This is a genomic window from Pyxidicoccus fallax (genome assembly GCF_012933655.1).
In the GTDB taxonomy this organism is placed as follows: Bacteria; Myxococcota; Myxococcia; order Myxococcales; family Myxococcaceae; genus Myxococcus; species Myxococcus fallax.
Genome location: NZ_JABBJJ010000077.1, coordinates 26,723 through 42,249, shown reverse-complemented (window position 1 = coordinate 42,249; position 15,527 = coordinate 26,723). Strand labels below are relative to the sequence as shown.

Genomic DNA, 15,527 nt, shown 5'->3' with positions numbered 1-15,527 from the left:
GCGGCGGGGTGGGCGGGGACTCCACCAGTGTCCGCGACTGCACCTCGTAGCCCTCCGGGGCGGTGAGGGTGAAGGCGTCGTTGGGCAGGGGCGCGTTCAGCTCCACGCCGCCAAGCACGGTTTCCCCCACCTGCCTACCCGCCAGCCACCGCGTGAGGCGCTTCGGCACGCACAGCCCGAGCTTCTCGTCGCAGTGCTCGTCCTCCACGCGCTCCTCGGCCTCGGTGCCATCCGGCGCGCGGGTGCGCCGGCCGAGGAAGTCCAGGCGGGGCCAGCGCAGCACGTAGACCATCTCCACGCCCGCGGCCTCGCCCTCCAGCTTCTGCACCAGCTCCACCGCCTCCGGGGCGCGCGGGTGCGTGGCACGACGGGCGGTGGCGCTGCGCGACAGCAGCGGCGTGCGGAAGCCCTCGGGCGTGAAGGGGCCGAAGGTGCGCGTGAGGAACTCCGCCAGCTTCGCGGGCGGCAGCTCCGACTTGAAGGTGCTGAACTGCTTCTCGCCGTCCAGTCGCTGGAACAGGTGCGTGCCGTCCCACGCGAAGGTGCGCGAGGCGGGCGGGCCCAGCGTGCCGCGCATGCGCTGCGGCGCGCGGTAGTCGAAGGTGAAGCCCACCGGCGGCTGGCCCTCGTCCTTCACCGTGCCCGAGAGGCGGTAGCTGGTGAGCTTCGCGTCGCGCTCCGCCAGCCGCGTCCGCACCTCCGGAACCAGGGTGGCGGACTCGTCCGCGCCCTTGCGCGAGCAACCGGCGAGGGACAGCAGGGCACAGGACACGAGGAGGCGGACGCGCATGGGCAGGGGCGAGGAGAAGGGAGGGGAGGGCCGAAAAGCAAGGAGGCCCGCCTGTCGCCAGGGGGCCTCCCGCGTACCGCCGGTATGAGCCGGGGTGTGGACTACTTCACCGCCACGCCGGTCACGCTGGAGGACGTGATGCCGATGATGGTGCCGGTCAGGGCGTAGATGCCGTGACGGGGGGTGGTGCCGGCCTGGAGCAGCTCCACCTTGGAGGCGCCCATGGCCTTGGCCTCGGCGATCAGCAGCTTGTTGACGACGGTGTCCAGGTCGCTCTGGACGATGTCGATGATGTGGAAGATGGCGGTCAGGCCGAGGGCGTTGGCCTGGACGACGGCGACGGCCTCTCCATTGGAGGCGATCTCGGTGCCGGAGACGACGGCGCTCTCCACGCTGGTGCAGGCGACCAGGCTGCTGGCGGCGACGGCGGACAGGATGAACTTCTTCATGGCTTTCCCCTCTCTCGAAAAGGCGCTTGTGCGGTGGCAGAGCGTCCTTGGAGAGCGCCCCGCCGTTCGATGGAACCTCAAGCGGGGCGGGTCGTAGCAGATGTCGACTCCATGTCAAGGTCCGTCCGGGACACACTGTCTCAGCGGGACTGGCCGGGGAGCCGTTGCAATGCACACCTCCCCTTGCTAGCCAACCGCGAGGCCCTCTCGAATGGAATCCGCCCCCGCTGCCCGTCCCGCTCCCCGGTACTGGGTACACCTGCTGCTCCTCGTGCTGACGGTGGGCACCACCTTCACCTCGTACCTGCTGTACTTCCACTTCCAGCGGCCCTACTCGCCGGACGAGGTGTCGCCCGAGGCGGCCCACCGCGCGCTGGCCTTCAGCCTGTCGCTGCTGACCATCCTCGGCTCGCACGAGATGGGGCACTACCTGCTGGCGCGCTATCACCGGGTGGACACGTCGCTGCCGTACTTCATCCCACTGCCGGTGCTGGGCGTGGGCACGCTGGGCGCGGTCATCCGCATCCGCGACCGCATCCCCCACCGCAACGCGCTGGTGGACATTGGCGCGGCGGGGCCGCTGGCGGGGCTGGTGGTGGCGCTGCCCATCCTCTTCTGGGGGCTGGCCCACTCCACGGTGGTGGACGCGCCGAGCATGGACGCGCCGTTCCCCGGAGACGACTCGCTGTGGGCGTATGGGCGGGATGCGTTCGCCTGGGTGATGGCGAAAATCACCCACGCGCCGCCCGCGCCGGAGGAGGCCATCCACAGCGTGCAGACCGTCTTCGGAGACAGCCTGCTCATGCGGGGCCTGACGTGGCTGGCGCTGGGCCCCATCCCCGAGGGCAAGGACGTGCTGGTGCACCCGGTGGTCATCGCCGGCTGGTTCGGCCTGCTCGTCACGCTGCTCAACCTGATGCCGGTGGGGCAGCTCGACGGCGGGCACCTGGCTTTCGCCCTCTGGGGGCCGCGCGCGCGGTGGGTGGGGCGCGCGGTGGCGCTGGTGCTGCTGTTCCTCACCGTCTTCGTCACCGCGTCCTGGGGCCTGTGGCTCCTGGTGACGAGCAAGCTGGTGGGTTTCGGGCATCCGGAGGTGACGGAGCCACTGGAGCCGCTCAGCCCCGGGCGTAAAGTCATCTGCGCGCTGTGCTTCTTGGCGCTCATCGGTTGCGCGATGCCCATCCCCCTGCGTCAGGTGGTGACATGAAATTCCAGTGCGAGGCGTGCGAGCGGCTCGTTCCCCTGGAGGTGTTCCGGGTGGAGGCGGGGGTGCTCGTCGTGAAGTGCGACCGCTGCGGCGCGGAGAGCCGTGCGCGCGCGTCCGCGTCCGCGTCGTCCGTGGTGATGGGAGGCGGCGCCGCCTCGCCTCCGCCCAGGGAGGGGCCGGTGCCAGGGAGCGCTCCCGCCAGCGCCCCACCGGCCGAGCCTGTCCCGCCGGCGCCGCCTGTCGCTCGCGCCAGCTCGCCCGCCCTGCGCGTGGTGCGGACGGGGGCGGGGAAGCCGCCGGGGGGCCCCCTGGCGGACGAGGAACTCTTCGAGGTGCCCGCCGGCTTCTGCCCCAAGTGCGTGTCGCAGCGGCGCGAGGGGCTGGAGTCCTGTTCTCAGTGTGGGCTCGTCTACGTCAACTTCATCGCGGACGAGCATCGCCCCTCCGGGACACTGGCGACCGCCTGGCGCTCCCTGGCGGAGCACTGGGAGGACGAGGCGGCGCACGACCGGTTGCTGACGCTCGCCATGTCGAGGGGCGAGCTGGCCACGGTGGGGCGGCTGTACCGGCTGCGGCTGGCGCGGGAGCCGGATGACGTCATGGCCCGGCGCGGGCGGGACGAGGTGGTGCGGCTGGCCACCCTCGCCGTGCAGATACCGGCGGAGCAGACGGCGGCCTCGCCCAAGCCGAAGCGCCTGAAGGCGGTGGTGATAGGGGTCTCGCTGCTGGTGGTGCTGGTGCTGATGGCGCTCATCTTCCGGAACCTGACGGCGCTGTTCGCCGGTTCGTGAGCTGACGCTCTCCCGGGGAGCGGCCGGCCTTTCTCGGAAGCAGGGGAGAAGGTGGCCAGAAACGCGCCGGAAGCGGCGAGCGCTGCTATCTTGTTCGGCCGCCCCCGTTCTCCTCACGGTGCCGATGTCGCTCCCCCGCTCCACGTCCCACTCCGTCGACAGCCTCCTCGGTCCCGGCGGGGCGCTCGAAGCCGCGCTGCCCGGGTACGAGCACCGCCCGGAGCAGCTCCAGATGGCGCGCGCCGTGGAGCGCGCCTTCAACGAGCGCAGCTACCTGCTGGCCGAGGCGGGCACGGGCACGGGCAAGACGCTCGCCTACCTGGTCCCCGCGCTGCTGTCGGGGCGCCGGGTGGTGGTGTCCACCGCGACGAAGACGCTGCAGGACCAGATCTTCTTCAAGGACCTCCCGATGATGCGGGAGAAGATGGGGCTGCGCTTCGAGGCGGCGTACCTCAAGGGCCGCGGCAACTACCTCTGCCTGCACCGGTACGACAGCTTCTCCAAGGACCCGCAGTTCTCCTCGCGAGAGGAGTCGCGCTACTGGCCGAAGCTGAAGAAGTGGGCGCAGCAGACGGAGACGGGCGACCGGGCCGAGCTGGATCTACCCGAGTCCTTCAGCGCCTGGTCGCGGCTGTCGACGACGTCCGAGACGTGCATGGGCACGAAGTGCCCGCTGTACGAGAACTGCCACGTCACGCGCATGCGCAAGCGCGCGGAGGGCGCGGACCTGCTGGTGGTGAACCACCACCTCTTCTTCGCGGACCTGGCGCTGCGCAGCTCCGGCAAGCGCACCGAGGGCGTGCTGCCCTGGTACGACGCCGTCATCTTCGACGAGGCGCATGCGCTGGAGGACGCGGCCAGCGGCCACTTCGGGGTGAGCGTCTCCAACTACCGGCTGGAGGAGCTGGCGCGCGACGCGGTGGCGACGCTGAAGGAGGAGGACTCGCGGCACGCCATGCTGCGCGCGCTGGCGGCGCGGCTGCGCAGCAGCTCGGAGGCGCTGTTCGCACAGGCGCCGCGAGCGCTGGGGCTGTCCGGGGCGGAGTCCTCGGTGGCGCTCAAGCCGGAGACGATGGAGAAGCTGTCCACGGCGCTGGAGGGCGTGCGCGAGGCGCTGGGCGCGCTGACGGCCTTCACGGTGGGCGAGCGCGAGCCGGAGCTGGCGGCCGTCACCCGGCGCGGTGACGAGATGGAGGAGCAGCTCGGCTTCCTGGAGAAGGCGGAGTCGCCGGACCACGTGTACTGGGCGGAGCAGCGGGGCAAGGGCCTCTTCCTGCGGGCCAGTCCGATTGACGTGGCGAAGGAGCTGCGCGAGCGGATGTACGGGGCGCTGGACACGGTGGTGTACACGTCGGCCACGCTGGCGGCGGACAGCCGCTTCGACTTCTTCGCCCGGCGCATGGGGTTGTACGGGGAGGACGGGCAGCCGGTGACGCAGGTGCGGACGCTGGCGGTGCCGAGCCCCTTCGACTTCCCGACGCAGGCGGCGCTGTACCTGCCCACGCACCTGCCGGACCCGGCGGCCCCCGGCTTCATCGAGGCGGCGGCGGAGGAAATCCTGAAGCTGTGCGAGGTGACGGGAGGCCGCGCCTTCGTGCTCTTCACGTCGCTGCGCAACATGGTGCGCGCGTACGAGCTGACGGTGGGCCGGCTGCCGTACCAGGCGCTGCTGCAAGGGGAGCGGCCGAAGCAGCAGCTCCTGGAGGCCTTCCGCGAGACGCCGAGCGTGCTCTTCGCGGCGCACAGCTTCTGGGAGGGCGTGGACGTGCCGGGAGACGCGCTGAGCCTGGTCATCATCGACCGGCTGCCCTTCGCGTCACCGGGGGACCCGCTGGTGGCGGCGCGCATCAATCAGTTGCAGCAGCGGGGCGAGGAGCCCTTCGAGGCGTACCAGCTGCCGCAGGCGGCGCTAGCGCTGCGGCAGGGCTTCGGGCGGCTCATCCGCACGCAGTCGGACCGGGGCATCGTCGCCATGCTGGACCGGCGCATCGTGACGAAGGCGTACGGCCGGGTGTTCCTGTCGAGCCTGCCGGACGCTCGCCGCCTGGAGGACGTGGTGGAGCTGAGCCGCTGGTTCAACGGCCCGGTGCGGCCGGTGCGCACGATTCGCTGAAGGGCACGGGCCCGCGTTCGAGGTCCGGTGCTGCGTTACCGCGCCGGCCCGTCGAACACGGAGGACAGGGTGGTGGCGTTGAGGGCCTTGTCGAACCAGCGGTCCAGCGTGGCCGCGTCCGCGCAGGTGAGGATGCGCTGCCGGGACGCGTTGTCCACCTGCACGCCCCGGGCGGTCAGGACTCGCAGGATGGACTCGGCACGCTCGCGGAGGATTCCCTCTTTCCGGCCCCGCGCCAGCCCCTCCTGGAGTACCTTCTCGATGAGTTGCTCCTCCAAGACACGCATGACTTCGTCCGCACGCATGAGTTCCTCCGTTCGTTGCTGACCCAGCACCGACTTTAATACCCGTCCGGTCGCTTCACGCGTCGCCTCGTCTCCTATCAACAGAAGGTAGCGGATGACCACGCTCAGATGCTCGGCGCCTTCAGCGCCTGCCTGCACCTGGGCGAAGAGCGCCGCCCACTCAGGCAATTTCAGAACCAGTTCACCGCTCCGCCCATAGCGCAATACCCGCCATGCCAGCCGGACCAGCGGCGGACCGGGGCGTGCCCTCAGTGCTTCCTCCCGCTCGGCCGTCAGGTCATCGAGCAGATACTCGAAGCGCGGCGCCAGTGCCTGCCATTGCTCCCGCGTCTCTTCGGGCAGCTCGAAGAGCTCCTCCACCCGGCGTGGCGCCGTCCAGGCTCCTTCCGACGCGTGGTACATGACGAGCGGGACGATGAGCGGAAGCCCCGGGCTGTCCGGGTGCTGCTGTCGCCAGCGCTCCAGCAGGCGCACCACGTAGCGCAGCATGCGCAGCGCCATCCACCGGTCCACCGAGGACTGGTGCTCCAGCAGCACGTACAGCAGCAACGGGTGGCCCGTGCGCAGGCGCGCGGTGAAGAGCAGGTCGCTCTCCGTTTCCCTCAGTTCCGGGTCCACGACGCTGCCGGACTCCACGCGCAGGGACGCCCAGTCCACTTCCGAGACGACGTGCGCGGGCAGCACGGCGCGCAGCTCGGCGGCGGCGCGCTCGGGATTGCCAAAGGTGTAGCGGACGAAGAGGTCATGCGGTCCCGACATGGAGAGCCGGGTCAGAGCACATCGCGGGCCAGTCGAAGCCCGGCGGACAGCCCCGCGATGTCCCCGGACAGCGGACACCGCGGGGCTTCACTTCCGGCTCAAGGCATGACGGAGACGAACGTGCCCGCCAGGGTGTTGTTGTCCTCGAAGTGCTCCATGGCGGAGTGGCGCGGGTCCGCCACCGCGCCCACGTAGTAGGAGCCAGCGGCGGGCGCGTTGGCATTCACCGGGACAGTGCGGGTGACGCACTGGGAGGCACCGACGGACACGTTCGCCACCGTGCCGAGGAAGGTGTCCTCGGCGGGCAGGGACGGCATGGGCGCTCGGACGTACGTGTCCACGGAGAAGAACAGGTCCACGTCCGTGGTGGCCGTCACCGTACCGCGGTTGCACACGGTGACGGTGGTGGTGAGCGCCGCGCCGAGCTGCACGCTGGTGGGAGCCGTCACCGAGGTGACGACGAAGTCCGGCCTCAGGCCCACGCCGACGCGGCCCGCGACCCGCACGTTGTTGTCCTCGATGACCTCCACACGGGTGTTGGTCGGGTCCGCCACCGCGCCCACGTAGTACGTGCCCTCCGGCAACCAGGAGGGCACCGCTCTGCTGGAGTAATGGTCGAAGCACTGGCCCGCGGAGATGGGTACACCCGTCACCCGCCCCAGGAAGATGGCGTCGGGAGGCGCCGTCCGGGTGCCCGTGCCGGGGCTCGCGAAGAGGAAGAACTCCACGTCCACGCTGCCGCTCGTCAGCCCCCTGTTGCAGATGGCAGCGTCGATGTTGAGGCTGGCGCCCGCCCTGACGCTGGAGGGGCTGGTGACGGACTCGATGACGAAGTCCGGCTGCCTGCCCAGGCCGAGCCGGTCACCGGCCAGCGTGTTGTTGTCCTCGATGAGCTCCATGCGGGTGTTTTCGGGGTCCACCACCGCGATGAGGGTGTAGCCCCCTTCCGGTACCATCGGGAGCCCCGGTGCGTTCAGCATCCGGGAGACGCACTTGCCGGCCGTCCCGCCCATGCCCGCCAGGACGCCCACGCGGAAGTCCTCCGCGAGATGGAGGGTGTCGTCCGCGGACAGGTACACGTACACGTCCGTCAGGTCGCTCTGCGTGCCGCGGTTGCAAACGGTGACGCTGACGGAGAAGCCGCTCCCCGGCGCGACGCTCCGGGCGGGGCCCTTCACCTCGGTGACGACGAAGTCTGGCTGGTAGCCCAGCCCCAGCCGGTAGCCGGCATGCGTGTTGTTGTCCTCATTGAGCTCCAGGACCGCGTTGCCCGGGTCCACGATGGCACCCAGGTGGTATGCGCCATCGACCCCCGGCGGCGGCCGCTGGGCGCTGCCCGAGATGGGCACGGTGACGCACTGGCTCGGGGAGAGGGTGCCCAACGTCACCCGGCTCACGAGGATGTCTTCCCCGAAGCCCCCGGGACCCGACGGGAGGAGGTTGGCATCCGGGGACAGGTAGAGGCCCACGTCGGCGCTACCGGGCAGCGTGCCCTGGTTGCACACCGTCACCTGGGCCGTGAGCGGCGCGCCGGGTGTCACGCTGCTGGGGCCGGTGACGGCGGTGACGGTGAAGTCCGGGCGATTGCCCACGCCCAGCCGGTGGGTGGCGAGGACGTTGTTGCTCTCGATGAGCTCGGCCACCCTGCTGTCGGGGTCCACGAGGGCGCCCAGGTAGAAGGGGCCGTCGCCCGGCGCGGGCGGGTACGCGGTGCCGGACACGCGCGCACTGCCACACTGGCCCGGGTTGATGGCGGGCATGAGGGTGCTCCCCACGATGCGGTCGTCCTGCGGCTGCGTCGGCCCCGTGGCCACCCGGATGTCGGTGTCGGCGGACACGGCGAGCAACACCTCCGGAACACCGGGCTGCGTGCCCTGGTTGCACACCGTCACCAGCGCGGTGAGCGTCTGGCCTGCCTGCACGCTGGCGGGCGCCTTCACCGCCGCGACGATGAAGTCCGCGCGGTTGCCCACGCCCAGCACGTAGCCCGGGTGCGTGTTGTTGTCCTCGTTGAGCTCGGGACGCTGGGCGCCCGGGTCCACGAAGGCGCCCAGGTTCCAGGCGCCTTCCGTCCCCGGAGGCGGCAGGTACGCGGAGCCCTTCACCGTCACGGTGGCGCACTGCTCGGGATTCAGCGGACCCGTGGGCGCGAAGCCCACGGGCATGTCGCCCGCCGTGGGCCCCGCGGTGCCCGGCTGGATGACGGCGTCAGCGGACAGGAACAGGCCCACGTCGATGTCGCCAGGCTCCGTGCCCCGGTTGCACACCGTCACCTGCGCGGTGAGCAACTGACCGCTCGTCACGCTGGCGGGGCCCTTCACGTGCGTGACGACGAAGTCGGGCAGGTTGCCAATGCCCAGCCCGTAGCCCGCGTGCGTGTTGTTGTCCTCGTTGAACTCGGGACGCTGGTTGCCCGGGTCCACCTCGGCGCCGAGTTGGTACAGGCCCTCGAGCCCCGGAGCGGGAGGATACGCCGGTCCCGTCACCGGCACCGGAGCGCACTGGCCCGGCTGGAGCAGTCCCGTGGAGGTGAAGCCGACGGGGCTTCGGGTCGACGTCGAGGCGCTGCCCTGCTGGGACAGGAAGAGGCCCACGCTCGCATCACCCGCCCAGGTGCCCTGGTTGCAGACCGTCACCCACGCGGTGAGGGGCTGGCCGAGCTTCACCGCGCCGGGGCCGTTCACCTCGGTGATGACGAAGTCCAGCCGCTCGCCCACGCCCACGCGGGTGAGGGTGTGCACGTTGTTGTCCTCGATGAGCTCGGGGCGCTGATTGGCCGGGTCCACCCAGGCCCCCAGGTGGTACAGGCCCTCGCTTCCCTGCGGGGGCAGGTACGCGTTGCCGGACACGGACGCGGTGGCGCACTGGCCCGGGGCGAGCGCGCCGAGGAGCGCCCTGCCCAGGCGCGTGTCCTCGCCTCCGACGGACGTGGTGGACCGGCGGAGGAGGGTATCGGCGGACAGGTAGAGCTCCACCTCGGCGGTCTCGGGCTGCGTGCCCTGGTTGCACACCGTCACCCGCGCCGTGAGCAACTGGCCGGGCAACACGCTGGCGGGGCCCTTCACCTCGGTGACCACGAAGTCGGGGCGGGAGCCCACCCCCAGCCGGTAGCCGGCGTGCGTGTTGTTGTCCTCGAGGATTTCGGCGGTGGCGTTGTCCGGGTCCACGATGGCGCCCAGGTGGAAGGGGTGGTCCGGGCCCGGAGGGGGCGCGGTCGCGGAGCCCGTCAGCGGCACGGTGGCGCACTGGTCCGGCGGGAGCGAGCCGAACTGCGCTCCCACGACGAGCACATCCTCGTACGGGCTCGTGCCTTCAGGCCGGCGGATGACCTCGTCCGCGGAGAGCAACAGCGCCACGTGCAGGTCTCCCGGCTGCGTGCCCTGGTTGCACACCGTCACCTTCGCGGTGAGGGGCTGGCCCGGCTGCACACTGGTCGGCCCCGTCACCCCGGTGACGATGAAGTCGGGGCGGTTGCCCACGCCGAGCACGTAGCCCGGATGGAGGTTGTTGTCCTCGATGAGCTCGAGGCGCTGGTTGCCCGCGTCCACGATGGCGCCCAGGTGCCACGCGCCCTCCTGGTCCGGGGACGGCAGGTTCGCGGGGCCCGTCACCGGCACCTGGGCGCACTGCCCGGGCGACAGGTACGGGGTGGGCGCGGAGCCCACGATGCGGACCTGCGGCATCGAGGGCCCGCTGTCCGGCGGGGACAGGGGCTCGGCGGAGAGGTAGAGATTCACGTCCGCGCCGTCGGGCTGCGTGCCCTGGTTGCACACCGTCACCTGCGCGGTGAGCGGCTGGCCGGGGCGCACGCTGCCGGGGCCCTTCACGTTCGTGACGATGAAGTCGGGGCCGTTGCCCACGCCCAGCCGGTAGCCCGGATGGGCGTTGTTGTCCTCGATGAGCTCGGAGCGCATGAAGCCCGGGTCCACGAAAGCGCCCACGTGATACGCGCTCTGCCAGTAGGGCTGCGAGTTCAAGGAGCCCGGTACCGACACGGTGGAGCACTGGCCGGGAGCGAGGGCCCCCACCATCGTCGCGCCGAGGAAGACGTCGCTGTCCACTCCCGGCTGCTGCCAGGGGAGGATGACGTCATCCGTGGAGAGGAGCAGCATCACCTCGGCGTTGTCGGTCTGGGTGCCCTGGTTGCACACCGTTACCTGCGACGTGAAGGACTGCCCGGGCAGCGCGCTGGGAGGTCCCTTCACGCCGGTGACGACGAAGTCGGGCCGGCTGCCCAGGCCCACGCGGTCTCCCACGCGGGTGTTGTTCTCGGGGTTCAGGTCGCCCAGGGACGGCATCACCGCCGCGCCCAGGTAGTAGGGGCCCTCGCCGCCGGGGGCCGGCGGGTACGCGGAGCCCGAGACGGACACGTCGACGCACTGGCCCGGCGCGAGCGGGCCCACGGGCGCGGAGCCCACGGGCCGGTCCTCGATGGGGCCCGGCTCGTCGATGGGAGGAATGCGGTCATCGGCGGACAGCAGGAGCGTCACGTCGCCCTGGCCGGTCTCGGTGCCCTGGTTGCACACCTTCACCCGCGCGGTGAGCGGCTGGCCGAACGCGACGCCGCCCGGGCCCTTCACCTCCGCGACGGTGAAGTCCGGCGCGTTGCCCACGCCCATGCGGTCGCCGGTGTACGTGTTGTTGTCCGCGAGGAACTCGGGCCACTGCGGATGCGGGTTCACCACGGCGCCCAGATGGAAGGAACCGGGGCCGGAGGCGTAGGGCACGGTCGCGGTGCCGGAGACCGGCACGGTGGTGCACTGCTCCGGATTCAGATAGCCCACGAATGCCTGGCCCACCCGCGCGTCCTCCTGGGGGCCGTCCTGGGTCCACGGCCGGAGGGTGGCATCGGCGGACAGGTAGAGCTCCACCTCGGTGGAGTCACCGGCGGTCCCCTGGTTGCAGACCGTCACCCGTGCCTGGAACGGCGCGTCGGGCCGCACGGCGGTGGGGCCCTTCACGGAGGTGATGATGAAGTCGGGCTGGTAGCCCACGCCCATCCGGTGCAGCGGCCCGGTGTTGTTGTCCTCGAAGAACTCGGCCCGCTGATCATGCGGGTCCACCACCGCGCCCAGGTACACGGCACCCCCGGTCATCGAAGGGGGAAGCTCGGCGTGGCCGTACACCTGCGTGGTGTGGCACTGGTGCGGCGGGAAGTGGCCGAGGGAGACCGCGCCCACGAGGAAGTCCTCCGGCGGCTGCGTGCCATCCGACGGGCGGAGGGTGGCATCCGCGGACAGGTAGACCTCCACGTCCAGGAAGTCCGCCTCGGTGCCCTGGTTGCAGACCGTCACGTCCACGACGAGGGGCTGCCCGGGCATCCTGCTGGCCGGCGCCCGCACGTGGGTGACGGTGAAGTCGGGCCGGTGGCCCACGCCCATCCGGTAGCCGGCGTGGGCGTTGTTGTCCTCGATGAGCTCGAAGCGCTCGTTGTCCGGGTCCACGATGGCGCTCAGGAAGTACGCGCCCTCGGTGCCCGGCGGGGGAGGGTTCGCGGGGAGCATCATCGGCACGGCGCGGCACTGGCCCGGGGAGAGGAAGTCGGTCCAGGCGCCCCACACGGGCGGGTCCTCCGGCCGGGGTCCCGTGGCGTCGGTGGACAGGTAGAGCTGCACCATGGCCGCGTCGGACGCGGTGCCCTGGTTGCAGACCGTCACGGACGCCTCGAAGGCCGCGCCTGGCGCGCTGCTCGCGTCGCCCTTCACCTCGGTGATGACGAAGTCCGGCCCGTACCCGATGCCCATGGGCCCGTGGAGCCGCGTGTTGTTGCCCTCATTGGACTCGGGCTCGTAGCCATACGGGTCGGCGATGGCGCCCAGGTACCACGTGCCCTGCTGCGGCGCCGTCACCCAGGCGATGTGCTGCACGCATTGTCCGGGGGGCTGGTAGCCGAAATACACGCTGTCGACCACGGGGTCCGTCACCACGGACAGGTCGCTGTCCTCGGACAGCACCAGCATCAACTCCATCCCGGCGCTCCAGTTCCCCTGGTTGCAGAGCGTCAGGTTCACCGGGAAGGTGCTGCCGGAAAGCGCGCTGGGCGGCGCTCTCAGCGACGTCACCGCGAGGTCCGGTCCGTCCAACAGCCCCTGCCGTGTCCTCGTGGGTGTCGCGTCCGGCGAAGGCGTTCCCTCGCCTCCGCATGCCACCAGCGTCCCCAGCGCCAGCGCGCCGAGGGTTCCTCGTCTGAAGTCTCGTCTCATGTGTCCTTGTCCCTGCCAGGCCCACGCTTCCGTGGCGTCCTGCCGTCCAGTCTCCCAGGCGGGTCGGACACCGCGGGCTCGCGCGGGCTCCTAAGCTTCGCCCCTTCATCACGAAAGGGCGCGTGGCGGACTGACACGAGACGGGGTGGGGCTCGTGGGACTCAGGGGAGCCCGCGCAGCCGCAGGCCCACGCGTGCGAGCAGGGGCGGACCGAGCGTGTCGATGCCGGCGCGGCCCGCGAGGTACTCGCGGTCGAAGAGGTTCTCCACGGCGGCGAAGCCGTCCACCTTCCAGAAGAGGCGGCGGCTGGCGGACACGTCCACCACGGCGTAGCCGCCCATGCCGCGCTCGTTGAGGTCGTCCTCGTACTGGGGGCCGGTGACGCGCAGTTGCACGGTGGCGGTGACGATGGCGGGGTCGTCGAAGGTGAGGATGGCGGTGCCCCGGTGGCGCGGGTCCTGCGCGAGCTGCTTGCCGACGAGCTCGGGTTGCCCCGGCGCGCGGGTGACGGTGGGGTTCACGAAGGTGTACGCGAGCAGCGCCGTCCACCGGCGCGACAGGCGCCAGTCCACGCTCGTCTCCACGCCGCGCACGCGGGCGCGGCCCAGGTTCTGGCGCTGGCGCGTGCCGTCCTCGAGGGTGACGTTGGTGATGGGGTCGTCGAGCACGTTCCAGAAGCCGGTGACGCGCGCGGTGAGGCCCAGCGGGGACTCGGCCTCGACGCCGGCCTCGGCGCCCCACAGCCGCTCGGCGCGCAGGTCCGCGTTGGCGGCGGTGAGCACGGTGCCCACCTGGAAGGGGCGGTACAGCTCGTTGAGCGTGGGGGCTCGGAAGGCGCGGTAGCCGGAGGCGCGCACGGTGAGCCAGTCCACCGGACGCAGGCGCAGGCCCAGGCGAGGGCTGAGCTGCTCCTCGGTGCGGTCCTCGAAGGCGGTGGTCTCCACGGCGCCGCTGGCGCGCTCCACGCGCTGCTCGCCGTTCAGGTTGCGCCAGACGTCCAGGCGGAGCGCGGCGGACAATTCCAGGGCGGGGGAGACGGTGTAGAGGTCCTGGAGGTAGAGGCCGCCGGACAGCTGGGTGCCGCCCGCGGCGCGCACGAGGGTGGAGCCGGGCATGGGCTCGGGCGGGAAGAGGCGCTCGTCGGAGGTGCCCGCCATGCGGCGCGCGTCCAGGCCGGCGGAGAGCACGTGGGTGCCGCCCCACGTCGCGCTCGGGGACGTCCAGGCGAGCGAGAGGCCCTGGTCGTCCGCGGGCACGTCCTGGAAGGCGGCGCGGGCCTCGCTGGAGCGGTCCTGCGCCACGCGCGCCCGGCCCTGCTCGAAGCGCTGCACGCGGCCGAAGAGGTCGAGCGTGAAGGTGCCGCGGGCTTCCGTGGAGAGGCGCGCGCCGGCGGCGAAGTGGGCCAAGTCCACGCGGGCGGTGGTGGCGCGGGTGCCGCCGTTCTGGTTCTCGCGGAAGAGGCCGGCGCGGGCGGAGAGGGTGAGGGACTCGGAGACGTCCGCGTCCACGCGCCCGTTGAGCACGGCGTGGTTGCTGGGCGTGGCGGTGTCGATGGCGCCGCGCTGCGAGGCGACGACGATGGGGTAGCCGTCACTGGTGAGCAGCTCCGTCTCCAGCGACGCGCGCACGGGGCCGAAGCGCTCCGCGGCGCGGGCGGCGAGGAGGCCGGTGTCGAGGTTGCCGTAGGTGACGGCGGCGTCGAGGGTGGGGCCGGTGACGGGGCGGGAGACGAGCTGCACCACGCCACCGAGCGCGGCGCTGCCGTAGAGGGCGGAGCCGCCGCTGGGGACGACCTCGATGCGGTCGAGGCCGAGCCGGGGCAGGGAGCGCCAGAAGACCCAGCCACCGAAGGGGTCATTCACGGGGATGCCGTCGAGCAGGACGAGGCTGCGCGCGACACCCGAGGGCGCGAGGCCGCGGAGGTTGAGGCCCTGCGCGGTGGGGTCGGCGACGAGGCTCGGCGTGCGGCGGAAGGTGGCGGCGGAGGGCAGGGTGCGCACGAGCGCGTCTTGCGTGAGCGTGGGGCTGCGCTCGATTTCCGCGCGGGGGATGACCACGGTGGTGGCCGGCACGTCGCGGATGGGACGCGGGAGGCGCGTGCCCGTGACGACGGTGCCGGCGGAGGGCCGGCCATCCTCGGCGGGAGACGGGACGGGGACTTCCGCGTCGGCCGCTTCCGCGGTCGCGATGGGAGCGGCACCCGGCGGGGTCGGGGCATCTCCGGCGGCCTCCCGCGCGCTCATGCCGGAATCGATGGTCGGCGGTGTGGGGGCGGCCTCGTCGTCCTCCCGCGCGCTCATGCCGGAATCGACGCTCGGCGGTGTGGGGGCATCCTGGACGGCGTGAGCCGAGGTCGCTGGATGCGCGGAGTCACCTGCTCCGGTGTTCGCGTGCTGCGAGCGGGCGTCTGTCGAGGACAGCAGCACGGCCCAGGGAATGAGGGCACGAGCGAAAGTGAGGCGCCGTGAGGGAATCCGAGGAGTATGCGGGGCGCGCGGTGCGGACATGGGACCGCTCTAGCGGATGCCCGGGCAGGCAGGCACGTGATGACTTCAGGAGGCGGTCTCCCGAGGGCCTCATCGTCACGCGCTGAACGGCGCGATGGGCCGCGTCACCCGCCGGAGCGTGTTCCCGTGACGCCCCGCACGGTGTGCACGGCGGCGTCGACCTCCGCGAGGATGCGGCGGGCGTGGAGCAGGAAGGCCTCACCGGCGGGCAACAGGCGCATACCGCTGCGGGTCCGTTCGAAGAGGCGGGCGCCGAGCTCGTCCTCGAGCGCGAGGATGTGACGGCTGAGCGGAGGCTGCGTCAGGTGCAGCCGCCGAGCGGCCCGGCCCACGTGGCCCTCCTCGGCCACGGCGACGAAGGACTGGAGGTGCGTGAGGCTCACGCTCCACATTCTAGCGCGCT

At 71.7% G+C, this 15,527-nt stretch carries 9 protein-coding genes; 3 read left to right on the top strand and 6 right to left on the bottom strand.

Annotated features, from left to right (window positions below; all coding sequences use genetic code 11):
* The coding region (locus HG543_RS18180; protein ID WP_169346061.1) for a hypothetical protein at nucleotides 1–790 on the bottom strand (790 nt) is incomplete at its 3' end.
* Nucleotides 791–891: 101 nt separating this feature from the next.
* A complete protein-coding gene (locus HG543_RS18175) occupies nucleotides 892–1,239 on the bottom strand; it encodes a hypothetical protein (protein ID WP_169346060.1) in 348 nt (115 codons plus the stop codon).
* 211 nt (nucleotides 1,240–1,450) lie between these two features.
* Between HG543_RS18175 and HG543_RS18170 the strand changes: the two genes are divergently transcribed.
* From HG543_RS18170 to yoaA, 3 genes are all read left to right on the top strand, one after another.
* Nucleotides 1,451–2,446 (top strand): site-2 protease family protein, encoded by a 996-nt coding sequence (locus tag HG543_RS18170; RefSeq protein WP_169346059.1) that lies wholly within the window; start codon nucleotides 1,451–1,453, stop codon nucleotides 2,444–2,446.
* A complete protein-coding gene (locus HG543_RS18165) occupies nucleotides 2,443–3,237 on the top strand; it encodes a hypothetical protein (protein ID WP_169346058.1) in 795 nt (264 codons plus the stop codon). Before HG543_RS18170 ends, HG543_RS18165 begins: the two co-directional genes overlap by 4 nt.
* A 124-nt stretch (nucleotides 3,238–3,361) precedes the next feature.
* Nucleotides 3,362–5,350, top strand: a complete 1,989-nt coding sequence (yoaA, locus tag HG543_RS18160) for a DNA repair helicase YoaA (protein WP_169346057.1) — start codon at nucleotides 3,362–3,364, stop codon at nucleotides 5,348–5,350.
* A 35-nt stretch (nucleotides 5,351–5,385) separates the two neighbouring features.
* Here yoaA and HG543_RS18155 read toward each other — a convergent pair whose 3' ends face one another.
* The 4 genes from HG543_RS18155 to HG543_RS56355 form a co-directional block, all read right to left on the bottom strand.
* Nucleotides 5,386–6,414 (bottom strand): Rpn family recombination-promoting nuclease/putative transposase, encoded by a 1,029-nt coding sequence (locus HG543_RS18155; RefSeq protein ID WP_169346056.1) that lies wholly within the window; start codon nucleotides 6,412–6,414, stop codon nucleotides 5,386–5,388.
* Between the two features lie 98 nt (nucleotides 6,415–6,512).
* Nucleotides 6,513–12,617 carry a CARDB domain-containing protein gene (locus HG543_RS18150; RefSeq protein ID WP_169346055.1) on the bottom strand — a complete coding sequence of 2,035 codons (6,105 nt, stop codon included), beginning with the start codon at nucleotides 12,615–12,617 and terminating at the stop codon, nucleotides 6,513–6,515.
* A 161-nt stretch (nucleotides 12,618–12,778) separates the two neighbouring features.
* Entirely contained in the window at nucleotides 12,779–14,917 is a 2,139-nt protein-coding gene (locus tag HG543_RS18145; protein WP_246357124.1) for a TonB-dependent receptor, read from the bottom strand.
* A gap of 311 nt (nucleotides 14,918–15,228) precedes the next feature.
* Nucleotides 15,229–15,507, bottom strand: coding sequence for a LysR family transcriptional regulator (locus HG543_RS56355; RefSeq protein ID WP_169346054.1), 279 nt, complete (start codon nucleotides 15,505–15,507; stop codon nucleotides 15,229–15,231).
* Nucleotides 15,508–15,527: the final 20 nt, after the last annotated feature.

Excerpts from the sequence above, each read along its gene's own strand:
- HG543_RS18175 (WP_169346060.1), bottom strand. The coding sequence starts at position 1,239 with ATGAAGAAGTTCATCCTGTCCGCCGTCGCCGCCAGCAGCCTGGTCGCC.
- HG543_RS18170 (WP_169346059.1), top strand. The coding sequence starts at position 1,451 with ATGGAATCCGCCCCCGCTGCCCGTCCCGCTCCCCGGTACTGGGTACAC.
- HG543_RS18165 (WP_169346058.1), top strand. The coding sequence starts at position 2,443 with ATGAAATTCCAGTGCGAGGCGTGCGAGCGGCTCGTTCCCCTGGAGGTG.
- yoaA (WP_169346057.1), top strand. The coding sequence starts at position 3,362 with ATGTCGCTCCCCCGCTCCACGTCCCACTCCGTCGACAGCCTCCTCGGT.
- HG543_RS18155 (WP_169346056.1), bottom strand. The coding sequence starts at position 6,414 with ATGTCGGGACCGCATGACCTCTTCGTCCGCTACACCTTTGGCAATCCC.
- HG543_RS18150 (WP_169346055.1), bottom strand. The coding sequence starts at position 12,617 with ATGAGACGAGACTTCAGACGAGGAACCCTCGGCGCGCTGGCGCTGGGG.
- HG543_RS18145 (WP_246357124.1), bottom strand. The coding sequence starts at position 14,917 with ATGAGCGCGCGGGAGGACGACGAGGCCGCCCCCACACCGCCGACCATC.